General features: G+C 39.2%; 26 protein-coding genes. 19 read left to right on the top strand and 7 right to left on the bottom strand.

Annotated elements, in window-relative coordinates; all coding sequences use genetic code 11:
* Window positions 1–43 precede the first annotated feature (43 nt).
* A complete protein-coding gene (locus BK575_RS05720; protein WP_078409301.1) occupies window positions 44–931 on the bottom strand; it encodes a metallophosphoesterase in 888 nt (295 codons plus the stop codon).
* A 253-nt stretch (window positions 932–1,184) separates the two neighbouring features.
* Between BK575_RS05720 and fadH the strand changes: the two genes are divergently transcribed.
* The 3 genes from fadH (at window position 1,185) to BK575_RS05735 (ending at window position 3,760) form a co-directional block, all read left to right on the top strand.
* On the top strand, window positions 1,185–1,949 hold the full coding sequence (gene fadH / locus BK575_RS05725) for a 2,4-dienoyl-CoA reductase (protein ID WP_078409302.1): 765 nt from the start codon (window positions 1,185–1,187) through the stop codon (window positions 1,947–1,949).
* Window positions 1,950–2,032: 83 nt separating this feature from the next.
* Window positions 2,033–3,247 carry an EAL domain-containing protein gene (locus BK575_RS05730; protein WP_078409303.1) on the top strand — a complete coding sequence of 405 codons (1,215 nt, stop codon included), beginning with the start codon at window positions 2,033–2,035 and terminating at the stop codon, window positions 3,245–3,247.
* A 279-nt stretch (window positions 3,248–3,526) separates the two neighbouring features.
* Entirely contained in the window at window positions 3,527–3,760 is a 234-nt protein-coding gene (locus tag BK575_RS05735; protein WP_235867315.1) for a hypothetical protein, read from the top strand.
* Here the strand turns inward: BK575_RS05735 and BK575_RS05740 are convergent.
* A complete protein-coding gene (locus BK575_RS05740; protein WP_078409304.1) occupies window positions 3,754–4,008 on the bottom strand; it encodes a glutaredoxin domain-containing protein in 255 nt (84 codons plus the stop codon). The two genes, BK575_RS05735 and BK575_RS05740, sit on opposite strands and share 7 nt — an antisense overlap.
* A 454-nt stretch (window positions 4,009–4,462) precedes the next feature.
* Between BK575_RS05740 and BK575_RS05745 the strand changes: the two genes are divergently transcribed.
* The 7 genes from BK575_RS05745 (at window position 4,463) to BK575_RS05775 (ending at window position 9,491) form a co-directional block, all read left to right on the top strand.
* On the top strand, window positions 4,463–4,699 hold the full coding sequence (locus BK575_RS05745) for a YkuJ family protein (protein WP_078409305.1): 237 nt from the start codon (window positions 4,463–4,465) through the stop codon (window positions 4,697–4,699).
* A gap of 285 nt (window positions 4,700–4,984) precedes the next feature.
* Window positions 4,985–5,176: an antirepressor AbbA gene (abbA, locus tag BK575_RS05750; protein ID WP_078409306.1), complete on the top strand. Its 192-nt coding sequence runs from the start codon at window positions 4,985–4,987 to the stop codon at window positions 5,174–5,176.
* A 325-nt stretch (window positions 5,177–5,501) separates the two neighbouring features.
* Window positions 5,502–5,954, top strand: a complete 453-nt coding sequence (gene cbpB, locus BK575_RS05755) for a cyclic-di-AMP-binding protein CbpB (RefSeq protein ID WP_078409307.1) — start codon at window positions 5,502–5,504, stop codon at window positions 5,952–5,954.
* 252 nt (window positions 5,955–6,206) lie between these two features.
* Window positions 6,207–7,088, top strand: a complete 882-nt coding sequence (locus BK575_RS05760; RefSeq protein ID WP_078409308.1) for a LysR family transcriptional regulator — start codon at window positions 6,207–6,209, stop codon at window positions 7,086–7,088.
* Window positions 7,089–7,163: 75 nt separating this feature from the next.
* Entirely contained in the window at window positions 7,164–7,874 is a 711-nt protein-coding gene (gene dapD / locus BK575_RS05765; RefSeq protein ID WP_078409309.1) for a 2,3,4,5-tetrahydropyridine-2,6-dicarboxylate N-acetyltransferase, read from the top strand.
* Between the two features lie 186 nt (window positions 7,875–8,060).
* The gene (locus BK575_RS05770) at window positions 8,061–9,191 is read left to right on the top strand and encodes an N-acetyldiaminopimelate deacetylase (RefSeq protein ID WP_078409310.1); all 1,131 of its coding nucleotides are present in this window, start codon (window positions 8,061–8,063) and stop codon (window positions 9,189–9,191) included.
* Window positions 9,192–9,248: 57 nt separating this feature from the next.
* Complete coding sequence (locus tag BK575_RS05775) at window positions 9,249–9,491, top strand: YkuS family protein (protein WP_078409311.1); 243 nt, start codon at window positions 9,249–9,251, stop codon at window positions 9,489–9,491.
* A gap of 109 nt (window positions 9,492–9,600) precedes the next feature.
* Here the strand turns inward: BK575_RS05775 and BK575_RS05780 are convergent, their stop codons facing one another.
* Complete coding sequence (locus BK575_RS05780) at window positions 9,601–10,470, bottom strand: mechanosensitive ion channel family protein (RefSeq protein WP_078409312.1); 870 nt, start codon at window positions 10,468–10,470, stop codon at window positions 9,601–9,603.
* 348 nt (window positions 10,471–10,818) lie between these two features.
* Here BK575_RS05780 and BK575_RS05785 point away from each other — a divergent pair, with 348 nt between their 5' ends.
* The 5 genes from BK575_RS05785 (at window position 10,819) to BK575_RS05805 (ending at window position 15,427) form a co-directional block, all read left to right on the top strand.
* Complete coding sequence (locus tag BK575_RS05785) at window positions 10,819–11,361, top strand: peroxiredoxin (RefSeq protein WP_028396914.1); 543 nt, start codon at window positions 10,819–10,821, stop codon at window positions 11,359–11,361.
* A gap of 120 nt (window positions 11,362–11,481) precedes the next feature.
* Window positions 11,482–11,937 (top strand): TlpA family protein disulfide reductase, encoded by a 456-nt coding sequence (locus BK575_RS05790; protein WP_078409313.1) that lies wholly within the window; start codon window positions 11,482–11,484, stop codon window positions 11,935–11,937.
* A gap of 358 nt (window positions 11,938–12,295) precedes the next feature.
* The gene (locus tag BK575_RS05795; RefSeq protein WP_078409314.1) at window positions 12,296–13,627 is read left to right on the top strand and encodes a cytochrome ubiquinol oxidase subunit I; all 1,332 of its coding nucleotides are present in this window, start codon (window positions 12,296–12,298) and stop codon (window positions 13,625–13,627) included.
* Between the two features lie 22 nt (window positions 13,628–13,649).
* A complete protein-coding gene (locus tag BK575_RS05800; RefSeq protein WP_078414665.1) occupies window positions 13,650–14,666 on the top strand; it encodes a cytochrome d ubiquinol oxidase subunit II in 1,017 nt (338 codons plus the stop codon).
* A gap of 101 nt (window positions 14,667–14,767) precedes the next feature.
* Window positions 14,768–15,427 (top strand): potassium channel family protein, encoded by a 660-nt coding sequence (locus BK575_RS05805; RefSeq protein WP_078409315.1) that lies wholly within the window; start codon window positions 14,768–14,770, stop codon window positions 15,425–15,427.
* Between the two features lie 257 nt (window positions 15,428–15,684).
* On the opposite strand, the gene rnjA is transcribed toward BK575_RS05805, so the two are convergent.
* Together rnjA and BK575_RS05815 are read right to left on the bottom strand one after the other, a co-directional pair.
* Window positions 15,685–17,352, bottom strand: a complete 1,668-nt coding sequence (gene rnjA / locus BK575_RS05810) for a ribonuclease J1 (RefSeq protein ID WP_078409316.1) — start codon at window positions 17,350–17,352, stop codon at window positions 15,685–15,687.
* Window positions 17,353–17,354: 2 nt separating this feature from the next.
* The gene (locus tag BK575_RS05815) at window positions 17,355–17,567 is read right to left on the bottom strand and encodes a DNA-dependent RNA polymerase subunit epsilon (RefSeq protein WP_028396920.1); all 213 of its coding nucleotides are present in this window, start codon (window positions 17,565–17,567) and stop codon (window positions 17,355–17,357) included.
* 839 nt (window positions 17,568–18,406) lie between these two features.
* Here BK575_RS05815 and BK575_RS29280 point away from each other — a divergent pair.
* Both BK575_RS29280 and BK575_RS05820 read left to right on the top strand, forming a co-directional pair.
* On the top strand, window positions 18,407–18,535 hold the full coding sequence (locus BK575_RS29280; protein ID WP_268877703.1) for a hypothetical protein: 129 nt from the start codon (window positions 18,407–18,409) through the stop codon (window positions 18,533–18,535).
* A gap of 81 nt (window positions 18,536–18,616) precedes the next feature.
* A complete protein-coding gene (locus tag BK575_RS05820; RefSeq protein ID WP_139367973.1) occupies window positions 18,617–19,456 on the top strand; it encodes an alpha/beta hydrolase in 840 nt (279 codons plus the stop codon).
* Window positions 19,457–19,602: 146 nt separating this feature from the next.
* On the opposite strand, the gene def is transcribed toward BK575_RS05820, so the two are convergent.
* Both def and BK575_RS05830 read right to left on the bottom strand, forming a co-directional pair.
* Window positions 19,603–20,157, bottom strand: coding sequence for a peptide deformylase (gene def, locus BK575_RS05825; protein ID WP_078409318.1), 555 nt, complete (start codon window positions 20,155–20,157; stop codon window positions 19,603–19,605).
* Window positions 20,158–20,283: 126 nt separating this feature from the next.
* Window positions 20,284–20,406, bottom strand: a complete 123-nt coding sequence (locus BK575_RS05830; protein ID WP_078409319.1) for a YjcZ family sporulation protein — start codon at window positions 20,404–20,406, stop codon at window positions 20,284–20,286.
* Window positions 20,407–20,596: 190 nt separating this feature from the next.
* Between BK575_RS05830 and BK575_RS05835 the strand changes: the two genes are divergently transcribed.
* Together BK575_RS05835 and pdhA are read left to right on the top strand one after the other, a co-directional pair.
* A complete protein-coding gene (locus BK575_RS05835) occupies window positions 20,597–21,280 on the top strand; it encodes a YkyA family protein (RefSeq protein WP_169907564.1) in 684 nt (227 codons plus the stop codon).
* Window positions 21,281–21,892: 612 nt separating this feature from the next.
* On the top strand, window positions 21,893–23,008 hold the full coding sequence (gene pdhA / locus BK575_RS05840; RefSeq protein ID WP_078409321.1) for a pyruvate dehydrogenase (acetyl-transferring) E1 component subunit alpha: 1,116 nt from the start codon (window positions 21,893–21,895) through the stop codon (window positions 23,006–23,008).
* The last annotated feature ends 2 nt before the right edge of the window (window positions 23,009–23,010 follow it).

Below are 23,010 nucleotides of genomic sequence, written 5' to 3' on the forward strand. Positions count from 1 at the left end.
CCTATTTAGTTATATCGAACAGCCTTTTTTGATTAGCCCCAAATTATGAAGAGCTTCTATCAAGAAAGCCTTTTTTCAAAGTAAAAAGGGTTATTTCAGGTTTTGCTAAAAAACGGAATGGGAGCCTTGTAGTCCCTAATCCTCGATTAACGTAAAGTTTCATTTTCGAATCTCCTACCTCATACATTCCTTCCTGGTAAAGAGTCGATAGCGGAGGAGTGATTAATGGGCCGTAAAAAGGAATTTGAATCTGCCCGCCGTGGCTGTGTCCCGATAGCTGAAGGTCGACAGGATAAAGAGCCACTTTTTGTGCGACATCGGGTTCATGTACCATGATGATCGAAAAGATATCTTTAGACAATTGTCCAAGGGTGTAATCATAGCTGGGTTTTCCGAGCATGATATCATCTAGCCCCCCAATGGCAATATAGCTGTTATCGATTAAACGAATATGGACCACTTCGTTTACCAACAGTTTAAACTCTGAATCATGCATGATTTGCTTATACATTTCGGTACCATAGCCTCCGTGATCATGGTTTCCGAAAATTGCAAATTTCCCAAGAGGTGCATCAATTTGTTTAAGGATGGGAGCTACCTTTTCCATATAGAGGTATTGATTTGGTATATCAATCAAATCTCCCGTAAACAGCACGATATCAGGTCTTAAAATATTCATTTGTTCCACGAGTCGTTCAAGCAACGGCAAGTTATAGGAAAGACCGAGGTGAATATCACTAAACTGAAGGATTTTTACATTATGAAAGCTTTTTGGGATGTTTGGAGAGGTAATGGTTTGTTCCACAACGTCAAGCTGTCTTGGCTCGATGTAGCGTGCATATATATATCCAAAGCTGGAAGTAAGAAATGTTCCAGCTGAAAAAGCAATGGCTTTTTTTAAAAAATTACGCCTTGTGCATGTCTTGTTCATATAAATCAACCTGTTTCTCTTAATATTCATGTTCTCCTATTATAGCATTCTTTTTTCTTTCTAGAAACTTGGACATGGTCAAAAAAGATCCATGTCCAAGTTTCTAGAATTAATTCAAAATATAAGGACAGACAGATGTAAAAAAGAAGGAAATATTAAAAAAGTAAAAGAATAGTTGGATTTACCAGCTAGATAAGGAATATAATGTAAGATGAATAGTCCGAAAATTCAAAAAGTAGAGAGGGGATAGTTTATGAAGGGGAAGGTTGTAATTGTGACAGGCGGATCGAGCGGAATGGGGAAATATATGGCGAAGCGTTTTGCTGATGATGGAGCCTATGTTGTGATTACCGGAAGAGACGAAGAACGTCTGCAACTTGCAAAAACAGAAATTGAAAATTTTTCCAGACAAGTGCAAACAATTACCATGGATGTAAGAGATCCGGAATTGGTCGAAAAGATGGTAAAAGAAACCGATAAAGCATTCGGACGTATTGATTTCCTTGTAAATAATGCAGCGGGAAACTTTATTTGTCCAGCTGAAAAGCTGTCTGTTAATGGATGGAACAGTGTCATTGATATCGTGTTAAACGGTACATTCTATTGCAGCTCGGCAGTGGGCCGTTATTGGATAGAAAAGGGGATCAAGGGAGCTATTACAAATATCGTTGCCACTTATGCCTGGAATGCTGGAGCCGGGGTTATCCATTCTGCTTGCGCTAAATCGGGAGTATTGACAATGACACGTACTTTGGCAGTAGAGTGGGGAAGAAAATATGGAATCCGGGTCAATGCCATTGCGCCCGGTCCGATTGAACGCACAGGAGGAGCCGATAAGCTGTGGGAATCTGAGCAAGCGGCAAAGCGGACTTTATCTTCTGTTCCCCTTGGGAGACTTGGGACACCGGAAGAGATTGCGGCGCTGGCAGCTTTTTTGTTTTCTGATGAATCCGCTTACATAAATGGAGAGTGCATTACGATGGACGGAGGACAATGGCTCAATCAGCATCCTTTCTAAGAAAGCCGAAATCGGCTTAAACACTAGCGCAATCATCTTATCCATATTATACTATTTTTAGTATACGGAAAGGTGGTGTTCGTATGGATCCATTAGACGTTTTAACAAATTTAGAACAAGTCGTACCATACTATCAAGCCATTTTTTCGGCTGATGCTCATCAAATCATTGGATATGAGGTATTAGCCCGATTTCAAACAGACGACGAAGTAGAAAGTCTCGGCCCGTTTTTTCATGATGATGCGATTCCGGATGAATACCGCATTGAAGTAGACCGAGTTGTATTGGGAAAAGCCTTGGAATATGCGATAAGTGAAAGTGATCATACCGGTCTTATTTTCATAAATCAAAATGCCAACCTGTTAATGAAAGATCACGGAGAATCACTTCTTGCGCTGCTTCACTCATTTGAAGAGAGAGGACTTTCCTTGAATCGGATTGTCCTTGAAATTACAGAACACGACTTTAATGGAGATATTGATCAGCTTCATCATCTGCTTATGTATTATCGTACATACGGGATTAAAGTGGCTGTCGACAACATTGGTAAGGAGAGCAGTAATTTAGACCGTATTGGACTGCTTTCTCCAGACATTTTGAAAATTGATTTGCGTATTTTACGCCAAACAGCGATGACACAATCGTATCAGGATGTTCTCTATTCCTTGGCGTTGCTTGCTCGTAAAATTGGAGCGACCCTTTTGTATGAAGATATAGAGGCTTCGTTTCAGCTCCAATATGCGTGGCGTCATGGCGGACGTTATTTTCAAGGCTTTTATTTACAAAAGCCTGCACCAGCTTTTGTACCCAGTGACCTATTGAAGGATAAATTGAAAGAACGCTTTCAAAGTTTTATTGCTCATGAAAAAAGAAAGCTTCTCGCACTTTATAATTTAGCTCAAAGTTTTCAAGTACAATTACAGCAGCTAATACCAAAATGTAAAAAGCTGAATTCCTATGATGAAATGATTCAATTGATCGCAGAGGAATTATCCAATGTATGTTTTCGTATATACATTTGTGATGAAAATGGTTTTCAGCAATCCGCGAATATCATCCAAAAAGACAATCGTTGGACGTTTGAGCCCCAATATTTGAGTAAAAATTGGAGCTGGCGACCTTATTTTCTTGAAAATATTCTTCGGATGAGCCATGAGCAAAAAGGGCTGCTGTCGGATCTTTACATTGACATTGAGACAGGGGAGAACATTCGTACGTTCTCTTATCCGTTGGACAGTCAGCACTATGTATTCATTGATTTATCTTATGATTTTTTGTATGAACGGGATGCTTTATAAAGGAAACTTCCATCAGTGGGGTTTTCCTTCATCCCCCGCTTAGACTTCTTCCATTTCTCTCAAGTTTTGAAAGTGTGGGGGGATTGCCCGTTAATGCGGGATAAAAAAGCAGGGACGATCGCATGATAAAAGGCGCTGGATTTTTCAGCGCCTTTTATCATATTTAGCTGCACGAGTCATCTCATACAGGGATAAAGCACAAAATTTTGCCATTGTCCGAATATGAAGGGAGCAAGAACGGGAAAATAGAAAAAACGGTTGAAAGGAAGGAGAATCCATATGAATATGATGATGATTTTAAGTGTTCTCGTTTTTTTGATTTCTGTTGTTGGTTTGATTTATACGTATGTGGTGATGAAAAATCAAAAGTATTTACAAAGTGAAATGGACACGAAACTAAATGAACGAGTTCAAGCCCATCCTTATATCCGCAATCCCATTTTCATCGCTTATATTTTCGTTTTTTTGGCTTTCCTAGCTATTATAGCGTATGTGGCAGCTTTGTATTATTGATTCGTTTCGTCTTCACATAACCCAAGCAAGCGCTCTAATGTTTTCAAATCAAAGCCAATGACCAGTTCTTCGTCCACTTTTACTGTCGGGGTGGAGTAGGCTTGAAATGTATGAATCATCCTGTCCCGTGCTTTAGAGTCTGTCGAAATGTCGTACTCTACATACGAGATTTGATAATGTTTCAGGAATTCTTTGACTACTTGGCACGGAGGACAAGCTGGCTGAGTATAGACTTCTACGTGTTTCATGTTTTAAACTCCTTTATTCAATTCTTGATTGTCTAGCTTCGCAAGCTATGTCCTGCGGTAACTTGAAGAACAGGGCGTCGCGCCTTTCTCCTCCCGGTTCTCTAGGGATAAGAGCCATGGGTACTGAGGGTTACAATATTGGTCACAGGACGTAACCGTTTTGAGTTGGAACGGAGCTTGCTCCGCTTGTCTTATTTACAGTATACCATGAAAAGTCTTGAGGGTAGGCGGACAATGCTTTCGTGGCTGGAGGTAAGCTCTAAAGCACAAAATAAGAAAATATCTTGTGTTATAACGATAAAATGTGACAAAATGCTTGTATTTTTTGCCTCAGTACCATATAGTTGTGAATGTGTCTTTTATATATGAGAGAAGTAACGCGGATAGAAAGAAAATGTTAGTGAAACCTAAGCATAGAGATCATTACTATGCCATGGCTGAAAGGAGTATGGATATGTCACAGTTACAAGGCATTTTAACTCGTCTTATTAATCTCCGTGAACAAGCAAACGGCGGCGAAATACCACAACGCTTTTTTGAAGTAAATGGGCAGCGTATTTGCAGTGTAAAATATCATGCCAAGACGGAAACGTATGAGCTTGAGGTTTATCAAGACGGAGAAAAACCAAAATCTTACCAATTCGATAATATTGATATGATTGCCATTGAAATTTTCGAATTAATTAATTAAAGTCCTGTGTCTTCAGGGCTTTTTTTATATCCATTTTTAGGCCGGATTTAAAGTATGTCGAATATCCATTTTATACGAATGAATGCACTATCATTTTAGCACCATTTTTTAGTTTTTTTTTGTAAGACGTGTTAAATTGATTTTCATCTCTTTTGCTGAAACGTCGAAACATGTAGGTTTCCTTATGAAAATGTCGTTCTCCTTTTATTGACACTATCTATAAAAGAACCTAGACTAGAAGTAAGACATTTAAAGTGTTCTTGAGTGAAGCGGGGGATCAAGTAAATGAATAATAACAGTTCAGCCATGCTTTCTATAGAGGAGGCACAACTCTTATTGGATTTACTGTTTGAGCAGGAATACGCGTTAGAAGTGGTCAGCAGTCATATGTACGATATTGAAACAGGTTTGAAATCTGTAGATTCACAGAAATATCAACAAATAGCTTCACTATATAGTCGCCTTAGAGAATTTTAAAGAGGATACATAATGCGGCAAGCTATTTACTTGAGTAATAGCTTGTTTTATTTTCGTTTAAACTTTAGCAAATGAGGGAAATAGTAAGAGGCGCCTAAGAAACTTGAGCATGCGGAAACAACTTTAAAAGATTTTTGTATACTATATAATTGATAACGCTTACATTCCGAGCTGTTTAATAAGCGTCAAAACAAGATGTTATTATATAATGACGCTAAAATAAAATGAACTTTCTGTCCATGAGGGTCACTGCCCGTTAGAAGCGGGTACATTAATCTATCCCAGTTTCGAGAAATAAGCAAAAGAGAATCGAGGGGAAGCCGCAATGGTTAGTATTTACAGCAGGGCGTTTTCTGCAGCGTCCATTGAAGATTTGTTGATTTCGTCCGAGAAAGTGGCACATGTCCAAATAGGAAACAGTTTGGAGCACGCTCTTCTAGTTTTAACAAAGACCGGCTATACAGCTGTTCCAGTGTTGGATCCAACATTTAAATTACATGGTTTAATCAGCACAACGATGATTTTGGACTCAATCCTGGGACTGAAGCGTGTAGAGTTTGAACGCCTTGAACATATGAAAGTGGAAGAAGTGATGAATAAGGAAATTCCTCGTCTGCATTTTCAAGATAATGTATATAAAGGCTTGAACTTAATGATTAACCATCCCTTTGTTTGTGTAGAAAATGAAGAGCACGTATTTAAGGGAATTTTAACACGCCGGGCATTTTTACAACAAATCAATCAACAGTTAAAAATTTACGCAAAAGAAAAAAAATAAAGCCAGATTTTATTCGACGGGTGATACTGTCTGTTCCGATGAGAGCAATCGCAAGGATGATTCGAGAGGTTATGTTAATACCTTTTGCATCATCCTCGTTTTTTTATTTAGGATGGAATGGCAAAGTCCTCTGGGCTTAAGTGCGAAGCGATAGTGGGGGGAAGGTTCATTTCTATAGAAAAAAGCATTATAATGAACATCAGAAGTTTTAAAGAAACTTAATAAGAAAACCTTATAGGAGAGAACGAGTTTATGCAGCTTATTGAATGTAAAATGCTCGCCGTTTTAGCGGAGGAGTTAAATATGAGAAAAGCGGCGGAACGTTTATTTGTCTCCCAGCCAGCTTTATCGCAGCGTTTGCAGACAATCGAAAAAGGATGGAACACACAAATTTTTGTACGCTCACAAAAGGGGTTGTCGTTAACGCCGTCCGGTGAACGAATTATTCAATTTGCTAAAGAAGTAGTCGAAAAAGAAGAGAAAGTAAGGGAAGAACTGGAGGCGTTGGAGACCGAGGTATACGGAACATTAAAGCTTGCGGTTGCTTCTATTATTGGACAGCACTGGCTTCCACGTGTGTTAAAACAATTTGTCAAGAAATATCCTCGCGCTAAAATCTCCCTCGTAACAGGTTGGAGCAGCGAAATGGTGAACTATTTATATGAAGATGAGGTCCACCTTGGCATCATTCGCGGAAATCCCGACTGGAAGGGAATTAAGGAGCATATCTTAACGGATACTTTATATTTAGTGGACACGGAAATTGAACGTGTAGAAGATGTGCTGCAAAGCGAAAAGCCTTTTATTCAATTCAAGAGCGATTCTACTTACTATCAAGAAATACAAGATTGGTGGCATCGTCAGTTTCAAACAACACCAACGAGAACAATCGTAGTTGATCAAATTGAAACATGTAAACAAATGGCTTTAAATGGGATTGGGTTTGCAATCTTACCATCTATTGCATTAACGGAAAACGACCAGGGCGTGTATAAGATTCCGTTGATGGATGAACACCAAAAGCCAATTTCAAGGGATACGTGGCTCATCGGGTATGAATCGGCTTTTCAATTAAAGCAGGTAAAAGCCTTTTTAGAGGTAGTGAAGGAGTTTGGAACAGAAGAACTTGTATGATGATGCTTGTCATCGAGGATACATTTTGATACATTAGAGAAATGAAACATAGGGAATTAAAGGAGGATATACATAATGAAAATGATGGATGCTAATGAAATTATCTCATTTATTCAAAACAGCGTGAAGAAAACCCCTGTAAAGGTATATGTAAAAGGTCAATTGGAAGGCATTGATTTCGGTGCGGAATCAAAAACTTTCATTACAGGAAATACAGGAATTGTATTTGGCGAATGGACTGACATTCAAGCTGCTCTTCAAGCAAATGAAGGTAAAATTGAAGATTATGTGGTGGAAAATGACCGCCGTAATTCAGCGATTCCTTTACTGGATATGAAAGGAATTAAAGCACGCATTGAACCGGGTGCTATTATTCGTGACCAAGTGGAAATCGGCGACAATGCCGTTATCATGATGGGCGCTTCCATTAATATCGGTGCCGTGATTGGTGAGGGTACGATGATCGATATGAACGTTGTTCTTGGCGGTCGTGCAACAGTAGGGAAAAACTGCCACATTGGTGCAGGATCTGTGCTGGCAGGGGTAATTGAGCCTCCTTCAGCTAAACCGGTTGTCGTGGAAGATGATGTTGTGATTGGTGCCAATGCTGTTGTATTAGAAGGTGTAACAGTTGGTAAAGGCGCAGTCGTAGCAGCAGGCGCTATTGTTATTGACGATGTAGCTCCGTACACAGTGGTAGCAGGTACGCCAGCTCGCGTCATTAAAGAAATCGATGAGAAAACAAAAGCGAAAACAGAGATCAAACAAGAGCTTCGCCAGCTATAAAAATAGGGCGGGAGCACCCGCCCTATTTTTATACCGGAATGGCCATTTATGTTTACGAAGTGAAAAATCACTTGTATAGAGAAAAGGGCCATTCCGGCAAAAACAAAGACTATATCTTTTAAAGCCCTGCGCTAGCAGGGCTTTAAAAGTATAAGAACCATAATCATTTATAAGGAGGAAGTGAAGATGGAGACATTGCATCCGTTTGTGGCGATTCGCCGGGAGTTGCATAAGATTCCGGAGCTTGGGTTTCAGGAGGTTAAAACACAGCGTTTTTTATTACATTATCTGGAGACATTGCCGCAGGAGCGTTTAAGTATTAAAACGTGGAAAACCGGTATTTTTGTAAGAGTGCATGGGACGAATCCAACAAAGCTGATTGGCTATCGTGCGGATATTGATGGACTTCCAATTACAGAAGAAACGGACTATGCCTTTCAATCGGAACATGAAGGTCTTATGCATGCATGCGGGCATGATCTCCATATGAGCATTGCCTTGGGAGTGCTGACGCATTTTGTACATAATCCTGTCAATGATGATTTGTTATTTATTTTCCAACCTGCTGAAGAAGGACCAGGGGGAGCCGAGCCCATGTTGGCGAGTGATATCATGAAAGAATGGAAGCCTGATATGATAGTGGCATTGCATATTGCTCCGGAATATCCGGTTAGGACCATTGCGGTAAGAGAAGGATTACTGTTTGCCAATACTTCGGAGTTGTTCATTGATTTGAAAGGAAAAGGAGGGCATGCCGCTTATCCGCATACGACGAATGATATGGTCGTTGCAGCATGTTCGTTGGTGAATCAATTGCAAACAGTCATTTCGCGAAATGTAGATCCGCTTGATAGTGCGGTAATTACCATCGGGAAAATTACAGGTGGTACTGTGCAAAATATTATTGCTGAGCGTGCAAGACTAGAGGGGACGATTCGAACGTTATCACCTGAGTCGATGGGACGTGTTAAAGAAAGAATTGAAGCCCTTGTAAAAGGTGTTGAAGTCGGATATCAATGCGAAACCTATATTGATTATGGTTGTATGTATCATCAAGTATACAATCACCATGAAATGACCCGAGAGTTTATGGAATTCGTTGAAAATGAAACGGACATAAAGGTCATTGAATGCAAAGAAGCGATGACAGGCGAGGATTTCGGTTACATGCTAAAAGAAATTCCAGGCTTTATGTTTTGGCTGGGTGTTCAGTCTCCATATGGGCTTCACCATGCAAAACTGCAGCCTGATGAACAAGCAATCGAAGCTGCAATTGCACTACTAAGTAAATATTTAACAAAGAAAGCAACCGAATAAATGGTATATTTCACCTTTTCCTCGGACACATTAAAAGAGTGAGGAGGTGGATGAATCATGGCTAAAATCGGTGTTGAACAAAGTTTAACAGATGTGCAGCAAGCTCTTCAGGAAAAAGGCTATGAAGTTGTACAACTGCGTCAAGAAAGTGATGCAAACGGTTGTGACTGCTGCGTCGTAACAGGTCAGGACAATAACATCATGGGCATTTCGAATGTAGTAACAGCAGGTTCTGTTATTGAAGCCAGCGGGATGACAGCTGAGGAAGTATGCCAGCAAGTCGAAAGCAAGCTTCAATAATATTGATGCTAAAAGCCGTATGAGGTTTTGGGCTACATAAAAAAAGCGCCATGGAACACGATATGATGTTCCCATGGCGCTTTTTTACAGTTTAACATGGCGACTATCTCTAAAGGTGTTGAGAAGCTTTCAGTGCGCCGCCCCCGTTCTTATGGACAAGCACTTGGTGAGGGAAGGGAATTTCGATGCCGTTTGCATCTAGTGTTTCTTTGAATACTTTACGAAGTTTACGTTCTACCTCCCATTGCTCCCCGTTTTTCGTTTTACCGATAATACGGATTACAACGTCTGATGCCCCCAGTGTTTGTACACCCAGCACGTTTGGGCCTTCTATAATATTATCATCTTCAGCTGCGATTTGATCACATGCTGCTTGAAGTACCTCGATAGCCTTATCGATATTATCATCATAAGATATACCAATATCTACAAGAGCCCTCATATTACCGCGTGAATGGTTACTCAAGCTTGTGATTTCACGGTTAGGAACATAATGAAGCGTCCCGTCAAAGCCGCGGATCTGCGTTGTTCGCAAGCCGACCGACTCCACAATCCCGGAAAACCCTCCTGTTGTTACATAATCTCCTACATCAATTTGCTTTTCCAAAAGCAAGAAAAAACCGGTTACAATGTCACTGACAAGTCCTTGCGCTCCAAAACCGATTGCAAGTCCTATCACTCCCGCTCCAGCTAAAAGGGCCGTTGCATCCACTCCAAATAATTCAAATATCATGACAATAAAAACGAAAACAAGAGCATACGAAAAGATATTGGCAATTAAACTTTTCAGTGTCAGAGCTCTTCCTCGTGAGACGTTATCTTTTTCAGTAACCCGTTGAAACGATCGATCAATAATCTTTTGGCCAACTGTCCTAATAATAAAAAAAGCAAGAAACAAGACACCTAGTTTTAAGAGTATAACACCGGCGTCAGTCGCTAGCTTTTCCCAATTAATTTTCTGTACACTCATATCCAGCATTCAATCATCCTTTCAAAAATACTCCTTTTAAGAGCACATTGGTTTATTCCCTTTTTTGGACATGTTAAACTATTAATGGAAGAAGTTTTTCTATCTTTGTATCCTAAAAGCCTTTCTTCACATTTTTCGTTTATTCCGATATCGTTAAGGGCATAACATCTATGTAAGCATAGCATCTGTAATACAAGTTTTAAAGAGATATGCCCAGTTCGCATTATTTAAATTAATTATCATTTAACATTGACCGAAAATATTCATTCAATTATAATCATAATTGTAAATGGGACATACAAATGAGAATTCACGCTACATATTCTCAATTGAAAATTGATTTGGAGGGATTTAGCTATGCCAGAACGTATGGTAGGTAAACAAGCTCCACGCTTTGAAATGGATGCTGTATTAGCAAACAAAGAGTTCGGTAAAGTAAGCTTAGAAGAAAACATGAAGAACGGTAAATGGACTGTGTTATTCTTCTACCCAATGGACTTCACTTTCGTATGTCCAACAGAGATCACAGCATTATCTGATCGTTATGATGAGTTCGAAGATTTAGATGCTGAAGTAATCGGTGTGTCTACAGACACTATCCATACACACTTAGCGTGGATTAAAACTGACCGTAAAGAAAATGGTTTAGGCGATCTTAAATACCCGTTAGCAGCGGATACAAACCATGTGGTTTCTCGCGAATATGGCGTATTAATTGAAGAAGAAGGTATTGCGCTTCGCGGTTTATTTATCATCAGTCCAGATGGCGAATTAATGTACTCTGTTGTTAACCATAATAACATTGGCCGTGATGTAGATGAAACTTTACGTGTTCTTCAAGCGTTGCAAACTGGCGGCTTATGCCCGGCTAACTGGAAACCAGGTCAAGCTACTTTATAAGTTTTCGGCTTGAATTAAAAAGGTCTAACATTTTTGTTAGACCTTTTTTTCGAGGCACAAGATGTACAGACAAGGCGTGGTGCTTCACACCGCGTCGTTAACATAAAGGAGGAATCCATTATGAAATTACGTGAACAAATGCCGGAATTAACGGGTGCAACAGAATGGCTAAACGGCCAGGCAACAAAAGACGAATTAATCGGTGAAAAACCAACTCTTATTCACTTTTGGTCAATCAGCTGTCATTTATGTAAAGAAGCTATGCCTCAAGTGAATGAATTCCGTAACCAATACAAAGATAAGTTAAATGTAATTGCAGTTCATATGCCTCGCTCTGAAAATGATTTAAACCTTAATGAAATCAAAAAAGTTGCAGAAGAACATAATATTGCTCAGCCGATTTTCGTTGACAGTGATCATAAACTAACAGATGCATTTGAAAACCAATATGTACCGGCTTACTACGTGTTTGATAAAACAGGCCAACTTCGTCATTTCCAAGCAGGCGGAAGCGGAATGAAGATGCTGGAAAAACGCGTGAATCGTGTATTAGCAGAAACAGAAGCAGCCGAATAAAAATGAGCGAACCGTTATACGGTTCGCTCATTTTTATTCTAGAAAAGGAATAAGTGTGCAAACAGTAAAATAAATATAGAAAAGTAAACTTCCCTGTAAAATCAAGCATATGTGGGAGGTTTTGTCTTGTGCAGAAATTTTGTCACAAAAGTTTGTGAAAAAAGTCACAAAAATTTCAACGCTCTCGAACACAATAAGTAAAAGAAGTTTTAAAATATGATTATAGTGAAAATAAACTATATAGATCGACTTAGAAGATTCAGCATGACCGATAGTGGTACTTTTCGATTGGATGAAGAGATGCCGAGTTATTACGTGGAGTGGGTATAATTTATTTTAATTAAAGAGGTGGAGAGAGATGGAGTTTGATAGCGTTATGTTAAGCCGGATGTTAACAACTTTAACATTGGCTTTCCATATCATTTTCGCAACTATTGGAGTTGGTGTACCTGTTTTAATTTCGATAGCGGAGTTTATTGGAATCAAAAAAAATGACCCGCATTATACATTGTTGGCGAGAAGATGGACACGGGGTTTTACTATTACGGTAGCAATTGGAGTTGTAACCGGCACATGTATTGGACTGCAGCTGTCCCTTTTATGGCCGAGCTTCATGAGAATTGCGGGGCAAGCCATTGCGCTTCCATTATTCATGGAAACGTTCGCGTTTTTCTTTGAAGCGATTTTCTTAGGGATTTATTTGTATACTTGGGAGCGATTTAAAAATCCGATGTACCATTGGTTTCTCTCGATTCCAGTTATTATTGGCTCCTCATTATCAGCATTCTTTATCACGACGGTAAATGCATTTATGAATACACCTCAAGGTTTTGAATTAGTCGATGGTGTCATTAAAACAGTTGATCCGATCCAGGCTATGTTTAATCCCGCGACACCGACGAAAACGTTTCATGTACTTGTAACAGCATATTTGGCCTCGGCCTTCGTTTTAGCTATGATTGCTGCCTTTCAGATGTTAAAAGGTAACATTACGGATTATACGAAAAAAGCGTTGCATTTAACCGTGACATCAGCCTTTTTATTCGCAATTTTAACAGGGGTTGCAGGAGATTTATCCGCTAAATTTTTGGCTGAGCATCAGCCTGAAAAATTAGCAGCACTTGAATGGCATTTCGAAACAGAAAAGGGAGCTGATCTCATTTTATTCGGGACATTAGACGAAGAAAGCCAGAAAATTAAATATGCTATTCATTTGCCTAAAATGCTGAGTTTTTTGGCCCATAATGACGTTAATGCGGAAGTAACAGGGTTAAATGAATTTCCAAAAGATGAAACAGCACCTTTATATGTCCACTATCTATTTGATTTTAAAGTAACCTTTGCGGCGTTTATGACACTGGTAGCCTCATTGTTTGTAGTATTTTCAAGATGGAGAAGAGAATGGGTACATAATCAATGGTTATTGCGAGCGATTGTCCTGTGCGGACCGCTGTCAATTATTTCTATTGAATTAGGATGGATTTTAGCAGAAATAGGACGGCAGCCCTGGATTTTAAGAGGGTATATGAAGGTAACTGAAGCAGCGACTACCTCAAACGGCGTAGGAGCCATGCTGTGGCTCTTCCTTGGCTTATATATCATGTTAGGGGTCATTTGTACGGTTGTTCTTCGCAAGATGTTTATAAACAATCCTGCGGAAGCAGAGCTGGAATATCGTTTTAAAGACTAATCATGACAGGAGGGGATAAATGGTGGAAATTCAACTTTTGGGAATTACCGTACTATGGTTATTTCTGTACGGCTATTTAATTGTTGCTTCTATTGACTTTGGGGCGGGGTTTTTTGCTTACTACGGTAAAGTGACGAAGCAAGATCATGTGATAAATAAACTCATCAGCCGTTACTTATCTCCAGTTTGGGAAGTGACGAATGTGTTTTTCGTCTTTTTCTTTGTCGGGATTGTAGGATTTTTTCCGGATACCGCTTATTATTACGGAACAGCCTTATTAATTCCGGGAAGCGTTTCGCTTGTATTACTGGCCATTCGCGGCTCTTTTTATGCGTTTGGCAATTATGGATCCAGAGATAATGGCCTTTACTTGTTTTTATATGGTGCAACAGGCTTGTTAATCCCTGCATCGCTTTCAACAGCTCTTACTATTTCAGAAGGGGGATTCATTGAAAAGCGGGGAGAAACGGTTGTGTTTTTGGCGAAAGAACTATTTACAAACCTGTACTCGTGGAGTGTCGTTATTTTAGCGGTCGTTTCTGTGCTCTTTATCAGCGCAAGTTTTTTAACATATTATGCGGCACGAGCGGATGATCATAAAGCTTTGGAAATACTCCGTCGCTTTGCGCTTTTCTGGAGTCCGCCGACTATTCTGGCAAGTTTTTTAGTATTTGTTTCGTTAAGGCAGCATAATGTTCGACATTTTGAAAATATTGTAGACAGATACTGGTGGATGTTTATTTTATCGCTTCTTTGCTTCTTGATTGCATCCGTGCTTATTTGGATACGGAAAAACTATGGAACGGCTTTTATTTTCGTCATGTTTCAATTTTTCTTTGCCTTTTTCGGGTATGGAGCGTCGCATTTGCCTTACATTTTAGATCCGTATATTACTATTTATAGCGGATATACTAACGAAACGATGGGAATTACGTTAGTCATCGTTTTCATTTTGGGTTTATTACTGCTCATTCCATCTTTATTCTTGCTCATGCGCTTGTTTTTATTTGATGCAGATTATATTCAAGGGAAAAAATAAATGAAGGGGGGATTTCTCTCTTCATTTATTTTTTACATATGATAAAATCATTCTATGTCAACTATTACATACTCAATATCGTTATCATTGGAGGAATCTTTGTGAAAAAAGAGTTTGCCGTCATCGGGTTAGGCCGCTTCGGCGGAAGTATTTGCAAAACTTTAAGCGAGCAAGGGATGGAAGTGCTGGCCATCGATGTCGATGAAGATAAAGTCAACGAATTTGCAAATATTGCTTCCCATGCTGTCGTAGGAGATACAACGGATGAAACCGTATTGAAAAGTTTAGGGATTCGAAATTTTGATCATGTCATTGTAGCAATCGGTGATAATATTCAAGCGAGTATTTTAACAACGTTAATCTTAAAAGAGCTCGGTGTTGAGAACATCACGGTGAAAGCACAAAATGATTATCATGAAAAGGTATTAACGAAAATCGGTGCGAACCAAATTGTTCACCCTGAACGTGATATGGGGAAAAGGATCGCCACAAGCATTGTATCAAATAACGTGTTAGATTACCTGGAGTTATCTGATGAGCATAGTATTGTAGAGATTGTAGCTAACAGCCGGGTAGACGGCCATTCTTTAATTGATTTGGATATTCGCGCCAAGTATGGAATCAATATTGTGGCCATTAAGAGAGGGAAAGATATCATCGTTTCTCCTCAAGCATCGGAAGTTATCCGTGAGAAGGACATTTTGATTGTCATTGGAGCCGATGTCGATATTAATCGGTTTGAGAAGAAAGTAGTGGGATAAAAAAGAAGGGCTTTCCTCTTTTGGAGGGAAGCCCTTCTTTTTTTAAGGTAAGAAAGTATAACTTTTTCGACGAGTACTGGTGTCTAGCTCCAGCGCCTAGCTCAGCACGGGAAAAGATGATTGCCCTCATAAGGCAAAAAGCGTATACGGGGTCAATCCCTATTTCCTTGGGGCCGCAGGATGCGGGTCATGCCGACGTTGCCACAGGACGTGGCGTTCTTAGTCGGCCTTCTTTGACCAAGGCGCTTACGCTTTTCTTATACTTCCATAATGATCGGAAGGATCATTGGACGACGCTTTGTTTTTTCGTATAAGAATGGAGCCAATGTATCTGTAATTTCATTTTTGATTTCAGACCATTGGGTTGTACGTCTTTCCATCACTTTGTTTAAGTGTTTTGTAATAAGAGTTTGAGCATCGTTAATTAAATCGCCAGATTCGCGCATATAGACAAATCCGCGTGAAATAATATCCGGACCAGCGGCGATTTTGAAATCTTTCATGTTGATGCTTACAACGACGATGACAAGACCTTCCTCGGATAAAATACGTCGATCACGAAGAACGATGTTTCCGATATCCCCAATTCCGTTTCCATCAATGTATACGGATCCTGAAGGAATTTTACCGCTCACGCCAACTTCTTCATCACCTAAGGCCAATACTTCGCCGTTATCCATAATAAAGCAGTTTTCTTCAGGAACACCACAGTCAATGGCTAGTTTGGCGTGCATTTTTTGCATACGGTATTCACCATGGATCGGCATGAAATATTGAGGTTTCATTAAACGGATCATTAGCTTTTGCTCTTCTTGTCCGCCGTGACCAGATGTATGGATGTCGCTTAAAGCACCGTGAATAACATCGGCACCAGCACGGTATAACATGTTAATCGTACGGCTTACACTCACCGTATTTCCTGGGATTGGAGAAGAAGAAAAGACAACTGTATCCCCAGGAATGATTTGAATTTGACGATGGGTACCGTTTGCAATACGCGATAGCGCAGCCATCGGTTCACCTTGGCTTCCTGTACAAAGAATGGTTACTCTGTTTGCAGGAAGTCGATTAATTTGGGAAGCCTCTACAAACGTGTCTTTTGGACAACGAATATAGCCCAAGTCTTGTCCGATCTCGATAGCTGCTTCCATACTGCGTCCAAATACAGCAATTTTACGGTTGTACATAACAGCCGCTTCGATCACTTGCTGAAGTCGATGGATATTTGACGCAAAAGTAGCGAAAATGATGCGTCCGTCTACTTTTCGGAAGATATCGTGAATGCTTTCTCCCACGCGGCGTTCTGACATGGTAAAATGAGGGACTTCACTATTTGTACTGTCAGAAAGCAAGCAAAGGACACCTTCTTTTCCGATTTCCGCCATCTTTGTTAAGTTAGCCGGTTCTCCTACTGGTGTAAAGTCAAATTTAAAATCGCCTGTATGTACGATTTGGCCGTTCGGCGTTTTGACTACTACACCATAGGAATCCGGGATACTGTGGGTCGTACGGAAGAATGTCACAGATGTTTTACGGAACTTAATAATATCATCTTCTTTAATTTCAATTAATTTCGCTTTACGCAAGAGACCATGCTCTTCGAGTTTGTTTCGAATCAATCCAAGAGCTAATTTTCCGCCGTAAACCGGAATGTTTAATTCTCTTAGTAAATAAGGAATTCCTCCGATATGGTCCTCGTGACCGTGCGTTACGAAAAGGCCGCGGATTTTATCTTCGTTTTTCACTAAATATGTGTAATCGGGAATAACATAATCAATTCCAAGTAATTCATCTTCTGGAAATTTAATTCCAGCATCGATTAAAATAATTTCATCTTGAAATTGTACAGCATATGTGTTTTTACCGATTTCACCGAGACCGCCAAGGGCGAACACGGCCGTTTGATTATTTTTTACAAATTTCATGTTTATCCAATCTCCAATACGTTAAAATCTTCACTTTGTTGCTCATACTCTAAAAATGCACCTTTAAGGGGTTGAACAAATTCAATGTTGATAGGGCGTTCTTTTAATTTTAAACGAACATCACGCTCAGCTTCCCCTTCTACGTAAAGTACCTTTGTTTTCTCACGAACAGGCACCTCATAAATACTCTCTTGATAATACACTTTAAAAATCATTATAATTCTCTCCTTACTACCGAAATTCAAGTAACTTTTTATATTATATTATAAAATGGTTATGTATTTCATGTATTTTCTACTAAGAAACGTCACCTTTCACATATTTTAGTCACCTAACCAGAACAAGTCAATGCAGGAAAACCTATAATGGTTACGTTTTGACCCTAAAATGAGAGGTAGAAGAAATAAAATAAGCGTTTTATTTTAGTGAAAAAGCTTTCATTAAAGAATAACATATAATAGCAAAATGTTTGAATTTTTTCTAGAAAACAGTCATTTTGTGCCAATACTTTAAAGGATAAAGGGGCATAAGACACAAACTCCGCCTGCTGCATTTCCGTTCAAACAGGCTAAAAATCATGATAGGACATTCGCTGTTGTTAAAGGAAGCCCCTCTAAGCAGAGAGGCTGTCTTTAAACATTGGCTTGTTAATCACTTCGTGAATGATTCAGTGGTTGTCCAGTTTCAGCGTATAGCCTTGCGAGCTTTCGCTTTTGTTCCTACGCGATTGTTTTTTTGCGAAGGAGTTCATTCCAACGATCTAATAGTTTTTTTCTTAAACGTTTCAGCATGACAATTTCATCTCCTTATTGAAATGCTGTCTCTCATTTTTTCTATATTTTAGTATGTGTGTTTTTTTGAAAGTTTTTCATGGTTATATTTGGTAGATGTGAATTCTCATGATATATCTTCTTGTATTTGACAATATTTTGTGTTTTCTATACATTTTATATGAATCAGCGGAGATGCTTGCGAACATAAAAGAGCATGAAGGGGCGGCTTTTGTTGTACCAAATGAGAGTTAGATAGAATACATAGCGTAGGAGAGTTGCAGATGGGAAAGCTGTATAGTGCCTTATTGTTGTTAAGGGCAAATGGTTTTTGGTTTGGTCGTTATCTTGACCGGTATTTATTTAGCTTCACGCGTAAAAAAAGCTACTACATCAACGCCTTCCATTCTTAAAAAAACATACAATAAACAGGTGATGAACAATGAAAATACGCAGTATAATTTTCTTTGATATGGACGGTACATAATTGGATCATGATAAAAACAATAATTTGGATTATCTGCATCGTTGCTTGCCTTGCCATCATCGTTTTCTTTTATAAAGAACCCATCATGAGAGCAGGATCCGTTAAACAGCAGCCGACTTTAATGATTCATGGATTTCGGGGGACAGAACGTTCCATGGCATCGATGATTAAACGATTTGAATCTAATGGATGGGGAACTCATGTACAAACATGTATCGTAAACTATAAAGGTACATTGCAATGGAGCAGCGCGAAAAAAGCTAAGAACGGCTCAATTCCTCTCATTCATGTTGTGTTTAAAAATAACACAGCAAGCCTGCAGCAACAGGGGGAGTGGGTTGCACAAATCGCTGCAGTCACCGGAAAGCATTATAAAACAACAGAAATTAACGTTATTGCCCATAGCATGGGAGGTCTTGCGGCGTTAAAATATATAACAGATTACTCCTCTTCGGCTTATCCAAAAGTAGAAAAACTCGTTACACTGGGAACTCCGGCAGCTGGTTTAGATATGAAGGATCTTGTAAAGCAATACCCAAACGCAAAGACAGACGAAGGTACGCCTGCATCCATTGACCTGCAAGCTGGATCTTCTGCATTAAAAGATCTTCATGTGAAGTTTGGTCATTTAAATAAATATGATGTATATATATTTTCAATAGCTGGTAATTCTGAAAAAATGAGACAAACGAAAGGGGATGGATCAGTGACAGAAAACAGTGCTTTATTTTTGAGTGGCTTTTCAGATAAGGTGAAAACAGCTTCGTTTCCTGTTTCCCATTTTGATTTACATGAAAGTGCAGAGGTGGACCATGCTGTTTATGAGTTTGTTAGCGAAAAGAAATAGAGAAGAGGATGAGCTAAAAAGGCCCCGTCATGATAATCCAGTAAAACCAAGGGATTATATGATGGGGCCTTTTAGTAAATCAGTTTTTGCAATTGATTAGAGGCTTATGGGACAGCCCCTTTTTCTCGCTCCATTTTTCTAATTTCCTAGCGCTCGAGAGGTGCAGCATCTGCCGGGGCTTGAAATGGATTTTCCTGATTAATGTGATCATAAAACATAATGCCGTTTAAATGATCGATTTCATGCTGAAATACAATGGCGGGCAAGCCTTTTAAACGAAGCTTGACTTCTTCACCATCTAATGTCGTTCCTGTCACGGTAACACGTAAATAACGGGGAACGTAACCCGGTACGTCACGGTCTACAGAAAGGCAGCCCTCTCCTCCGGATAAATACGTCTGTTCAATAGAATGACTGACGATTTTTGGGTTAAATAGCGGATAGCTGTGAAGTGTCCCTTTTTCATCCGTTACATGGATGGCAATCATTCGTTTTGATACATTGATTTGTGGTGCAGCCAAACCAATCCCTGGGCGAAGTCCGTATTTTTCAGCAATCTCAGGATTTTGGCTGCTTATTACATATTCGATCATGCTTCGCAGCGTTGCTTTATCTTCGTCAGAAGCGGGCAGTGGGACTTCTTCAGCCACGGCACGCAATGTCGGATGACCTTCTTTAATGATATCTTTCATGGTAATCATGTTTTTTAACCTCCTTATGCAACGTTCACATATAAAATCAGTCTAACAAAAGCGTATGTAAAAGTCATTATGAAAGCGGAATGCCCCGATTAAAAGAACAAAGCGATCCAAAAGGACCGCTTCCTTTCAACAAACGACTGCCCCGATGATAATAAGCAGGATAAAGAGAACAACAATTAATACAAACCCGCTTCCACAGCCAGTTCCAGCCCCATATCCATAACCGCAACCGTATCCATAACCGTACATGATATGTGCCTCCTTTTCATATTAGCCTGTATTCTTTTTCTGGATAATACAGGCTAATATAAAATATGTTATGAAGCGATTTTTGGTGAAGAGAAAAAGCTCACGAGGCAATTAATTAAAGAGAAAAAAACACCCATTTCCCTTTTTTTATAGTATAATGTGTAACATAAATAAGGGAGGCTTTTTTATTGTGCGGTACGTAAATAAAATCAAAAAAATGGCTTTGTTGACGGCGGTCGTGCTGGGGCTGACAGCTTGCGCCAATTCTTCTCCTCAACTTGACATCTACAAAGCACTGGAAGAAGTGGTGACATCTGAAAAGCAATTTTCCAAGCAGCAGCAGCCGTTAGTAGAGCTGGAAAAGAAAGAAAAAGAGAAGTATGATGAAATCATTTCGCTCGGAATGAAAGAGCATAAACAAATTCAGCGTCTTTCTGATGAGGCATTAGACATCGTAAAGAAAAGAGAAGAGCGCATCCGGGAAGAAAAAAAGAGTATGGATGAATCTAAAGAGAAATTCAAAGCAGCAACTGAGCTTATTCAGGACCTTGAAGAAGAAGAATATAAAAAAGAGGCAGAATCATTAATTGTTCTGATGAATAAACGCTACGACAGTTATGATGCGCTGCATAAACAATATGAAAAAGCGGTTCAACTTGATCGACAACTATATGAAATGTTCAAAAAGAAAGACGTTAAGCTGGACGAGCTAGAAAATCAAATTACAACGATCAATAAGACTTACGAACAAATCATGAAAGCAAATGAAGAGTTTAATCAGCTAACAAAACAGTATAATGAAGCCAAGGCCGCTTTATATAAAAAAGCTGGACTTGAGGTAGTAAAAGAAAATCAAAAAGAGTCTGTGCAATAAAATGCACCGGCTCTTTTTTGTCTGCTTATGCTAAAAGTTAGAATGGATTTTTACATCATAATCTAATCAAAGATTTTTGTTGAAATTTCATGAAAGAATACGAAAAGAAGGTGATGATTGGCAAGGTTTTCGGTGAGTTGTTTAATAAAAGAGAATGGTAATTTTTTAAGGGGTTATAAAACAAGAGAGATTTAGGTTATTATAAAACATATAATACAGAACTACAAGTTGTATTAGTACAGTGGAGAATTTGTTTCTTTTTTGACAGGCGCTTTCAAAATAAAAAGAAATATTGGTACAAAAGCGTTGACGAAACATTTTGTAATAGTGTAAACTAATCCGTGAAAACAGAATGTGTATTAATCATTTTAGATGCGAGATTAATACAGATACTCTTTCATAATATTTTAGAAACATTCCTTTTACTGAGATGTTTTCTACGGAATCGTCAGGGAATACATAACTTGTAGTCCGAAATCGACTCCTTTTTAAATGCTAGTCGATAAAGTATGACTTTTAATAATTTAAATTGGTTATTCTAACAATGTATGTGTAAGCATGGCTAGCAACAAGAAATTACCCAACCGTAAATGAAAGGAAGAGGTGACTTAGATGGCTGCTAAAACAAAAAAAGCTATTGTTGATGTAAAAAAGCAATTTGATAAAATTGCAGAGCAGTTCCAAACATTCCAAATTTTAAATGAAGAGGGCGAAGTTGTTAACGAAGCGGCAATGCCTGATTTAAGTGATGATCAATTAAAAGAATTAATGCGTCGTATGGTGTACACTCGTATCCTTGACCAACGTTCTATTTCATTAAACCGTCAAGGTCGTTTAGGTTTCTATGCACCAACTGCTGGACAAGAAGCTTCTCAAATCGCTTCTCATTTCGCGTTAGAAAAAGAAGACTTTGTATTACCTGGCTACCGTGATGTTCCACAATTAATTTGGCACGGTCTTCCATTATATCAAGCATTCTTATTCTCTCGTGGACACTTCCACGGAAATCAATTCCCTGCAGATATGAATGCACTTTCTCCGCAAATCATTATCGGTGCCCAATACATCCAAACAGCGGGTGTGGCATTAGGTATTAAAAAGCGCGGTGAAAAATCAGTTGCGATTACGTACACTGGTGACGGCGGTGCGTCTCAAGGTGACTTCTACGAAGGTATCAACTTTGCAGGTGCGTTCAAAGCTCCAGCAATTTTCATTGTTCAAAACAACCGTTTTGCCATTTCTACACCGGTTGAAAAACAATCTGCTGCTCGTACAATTGCTCAAAAAGCAGTTGCTGCAGGTATCCCTGGTATTCAAGTAGACGGTATGGATCCATTAGCGGTTTATGCAGCAGTTCGTGAAGCACGTGAGCGCGCAGTAAACGGTGAAGGTCCTACATTAATCGAAACATTAACATTCCGTTATGGTCCACATACAATGGCGGGTGACGATCCAACTCGTTACCGTGCGAAAGAAGAAGAAAACGAGTGGGAAAAGAAAGATCCGCTTGTACGCTTCCGCAAGTTCTTAGAAACGAAAGGCATCTGGAACGAAGAAGAAGAAAACAAAGCAATCGAACAAGCTAAAGAAGATATCAAAGAAGCAATCAAGAAGGCAGACGAACAGCCAAAACAAAAAGTAACGGATTTAATGGCTAATATGTACGAAACAATGCCTTACAACTTACAAGAACAGTTTGAAATCTACAAAGAGAAGGAGTCGAAGTAAGC

It is taken from the genome of Priestia abyssalis (genome assembly GCF_002019595.1).
In the GTDB taxonomy this organism is placed as follows: domain Bacteria; phylum Bacillota; class Bacilli; order Bacillales; family Bacillaceae_H; genus Bacillus_BA; species Bacillus_BA abyssalis.

Bases quoted from the DNA above. Each gene is read 5' to 3' on its own strand.
- fadH (WP_078409302.1), top strand. From the start codon at position 1,185: ATGAAGGGGAAGGTTGTAATTGTGACAGGCGGATCGAGCGGAATGGGG.
- dapD (WP_078409309.1), top strand. From the start codon at position 7,164: ATGAAAATGATGGATGCTAATGAAATTATCTCATTTATTCAAAACAGC.
- cbpB (WP_078409307.1), top strand. From the start codon at position 5,502: ATGGTTAGTATTTACAGCAGGGCGTTTTCTGCAGCGTCCATTGAAGAT.
- BK575_RS05735 (WP_235867315.1), top strand. From the start codon at position 3,527: ATGAATATGATGATGATTTTAAGTGTTCTCGTTTTTTTGATTTCTGTT.
- BK575_RS05780 (WP_078409312.1), bottom strand. From the start codon at position 10,470: ATGCTGGATATGAGTGTACAGAAAATTAATTGGGAAAAGCTAGCGACT.
- BK575_RS05820 (WP_139367973.1), top strand. From the start codon at position 18,617: ATGATAAAAACAATAATTTGGATTATCTGCATCGTTGCTTGCCTTGCC.
- rnjA (WP_078409316.1), bottom strand. From the start codon at position 17,352: ATGAAATTTGTAAAAAATAATCAAACGGCCGTGTTCGCCCTTGGCGGT.
- abbA (WP_078409306.1), top strand. From the start codon at position 4,985: ATGAATAATAACAGTTCAGCCATGCTTTCTATAGAGGAGGCACAACTC.
- BK575_RS05760 (WP_078409308.1), top strand. From the start codon at position 6,207: ATGCAGCTTATTGAATGTAAAATGCTCGCCGTTTTAGCGGAGGAGTTA.
- BK575_RS05740 (WP_078409304.1), bottom strand. From the start codon at position 4,008: ATGAAACACGTAGAAGTCTATACTCAGCCAGCTTGTCCTCCGTGCCAA.
- BK575_RS05720 (WP_078409301.1), bottom strand. From the start codon at position 931: ATGAACAAGACATGCACAAGGCGTAATTTTTTAAAAAAAGCCATTGCT.
- BK575_RS05770 (WP_078409310.1), top strand. From the start codon at position 8,061: ATGGAGACATTGCATCCGTTTGTGGCGATTCGCCGGGAGTTGCATAAG.
- BK575_RS05830 (WP_078409319.1), bottom strand. From the start codon at position 20,406: ATGTACGGTTATGGATACGGTTGCGGTTATGGATATGGGGCTGGAACT.
- BK575_RS05785 (WP_028396914.1), top strand. From the start codon at position 10,819: ATGCCAGAACGTATGGTAGGTAAACAAGCTCCACGCTTTGAAATGGAT.
- BK575_RS05790 (WP_078409313.1), top strand. From the start codon at position 11,482: ATGAAATTACGTGAACAAATGCCGGAATTAACGGGTGCAACAGAATGG.
- pdhA (WP_078409321.1), top strand. From the start codon at position 21,893: ATGGCTGCTAAAACAAAAAAAGCTATTGTTGATGTAAAAAAGCAATTT.
- BK575_RS05795 (WP_078409314.1), top strand. From the start codon at position 12,296: ATGGAGTTTGATAGCGTTATGTTAAGCCGGATGTTAACAACTTTAACA.
- BK575_RS05775 (WP_078409311.1), top strand. From the start codon at position 9,249: ATGGCTAAAATCGGTGTTGAACAAAGTTTAACAGATGTGCAGCAAGCT.
- def (WP_078409318.1), bottom strand. From the start codon at position 20,157: ATGATTACCATGAAAGATATCATTAAAGAAGGTCATCCGACATTGCGT.
- BK575_RS05815 (WP_028396920.1), bottom strand. From the start codon at position 17,567: ATGATTTTTAAAGTGTATTATCAAGAGAGTATTTATGAGGTGCCTGTT.
- BK575_RS29280 (WP_268877703.1), top strand. From the start codon at position 18,407: ATGGGAAAGCTGTATAGTGCCTTATTGTTGTTAAGGGCAAATGGTTTT.
- BK575_RS05745 (WP_078409305.1), top strand. From the start codon at position 4,463: ATGTCACAGTTACAAGGCATTTTAACTCGTCTTATTAATCTCCGTGAA.
- BK575_RS05730 (WP_078409303.1), top strand. From the start codon at position 2,033: ATGGATCCATTAGACGTTTTAACAAATTTAGAACAAGTCGTACCATAC.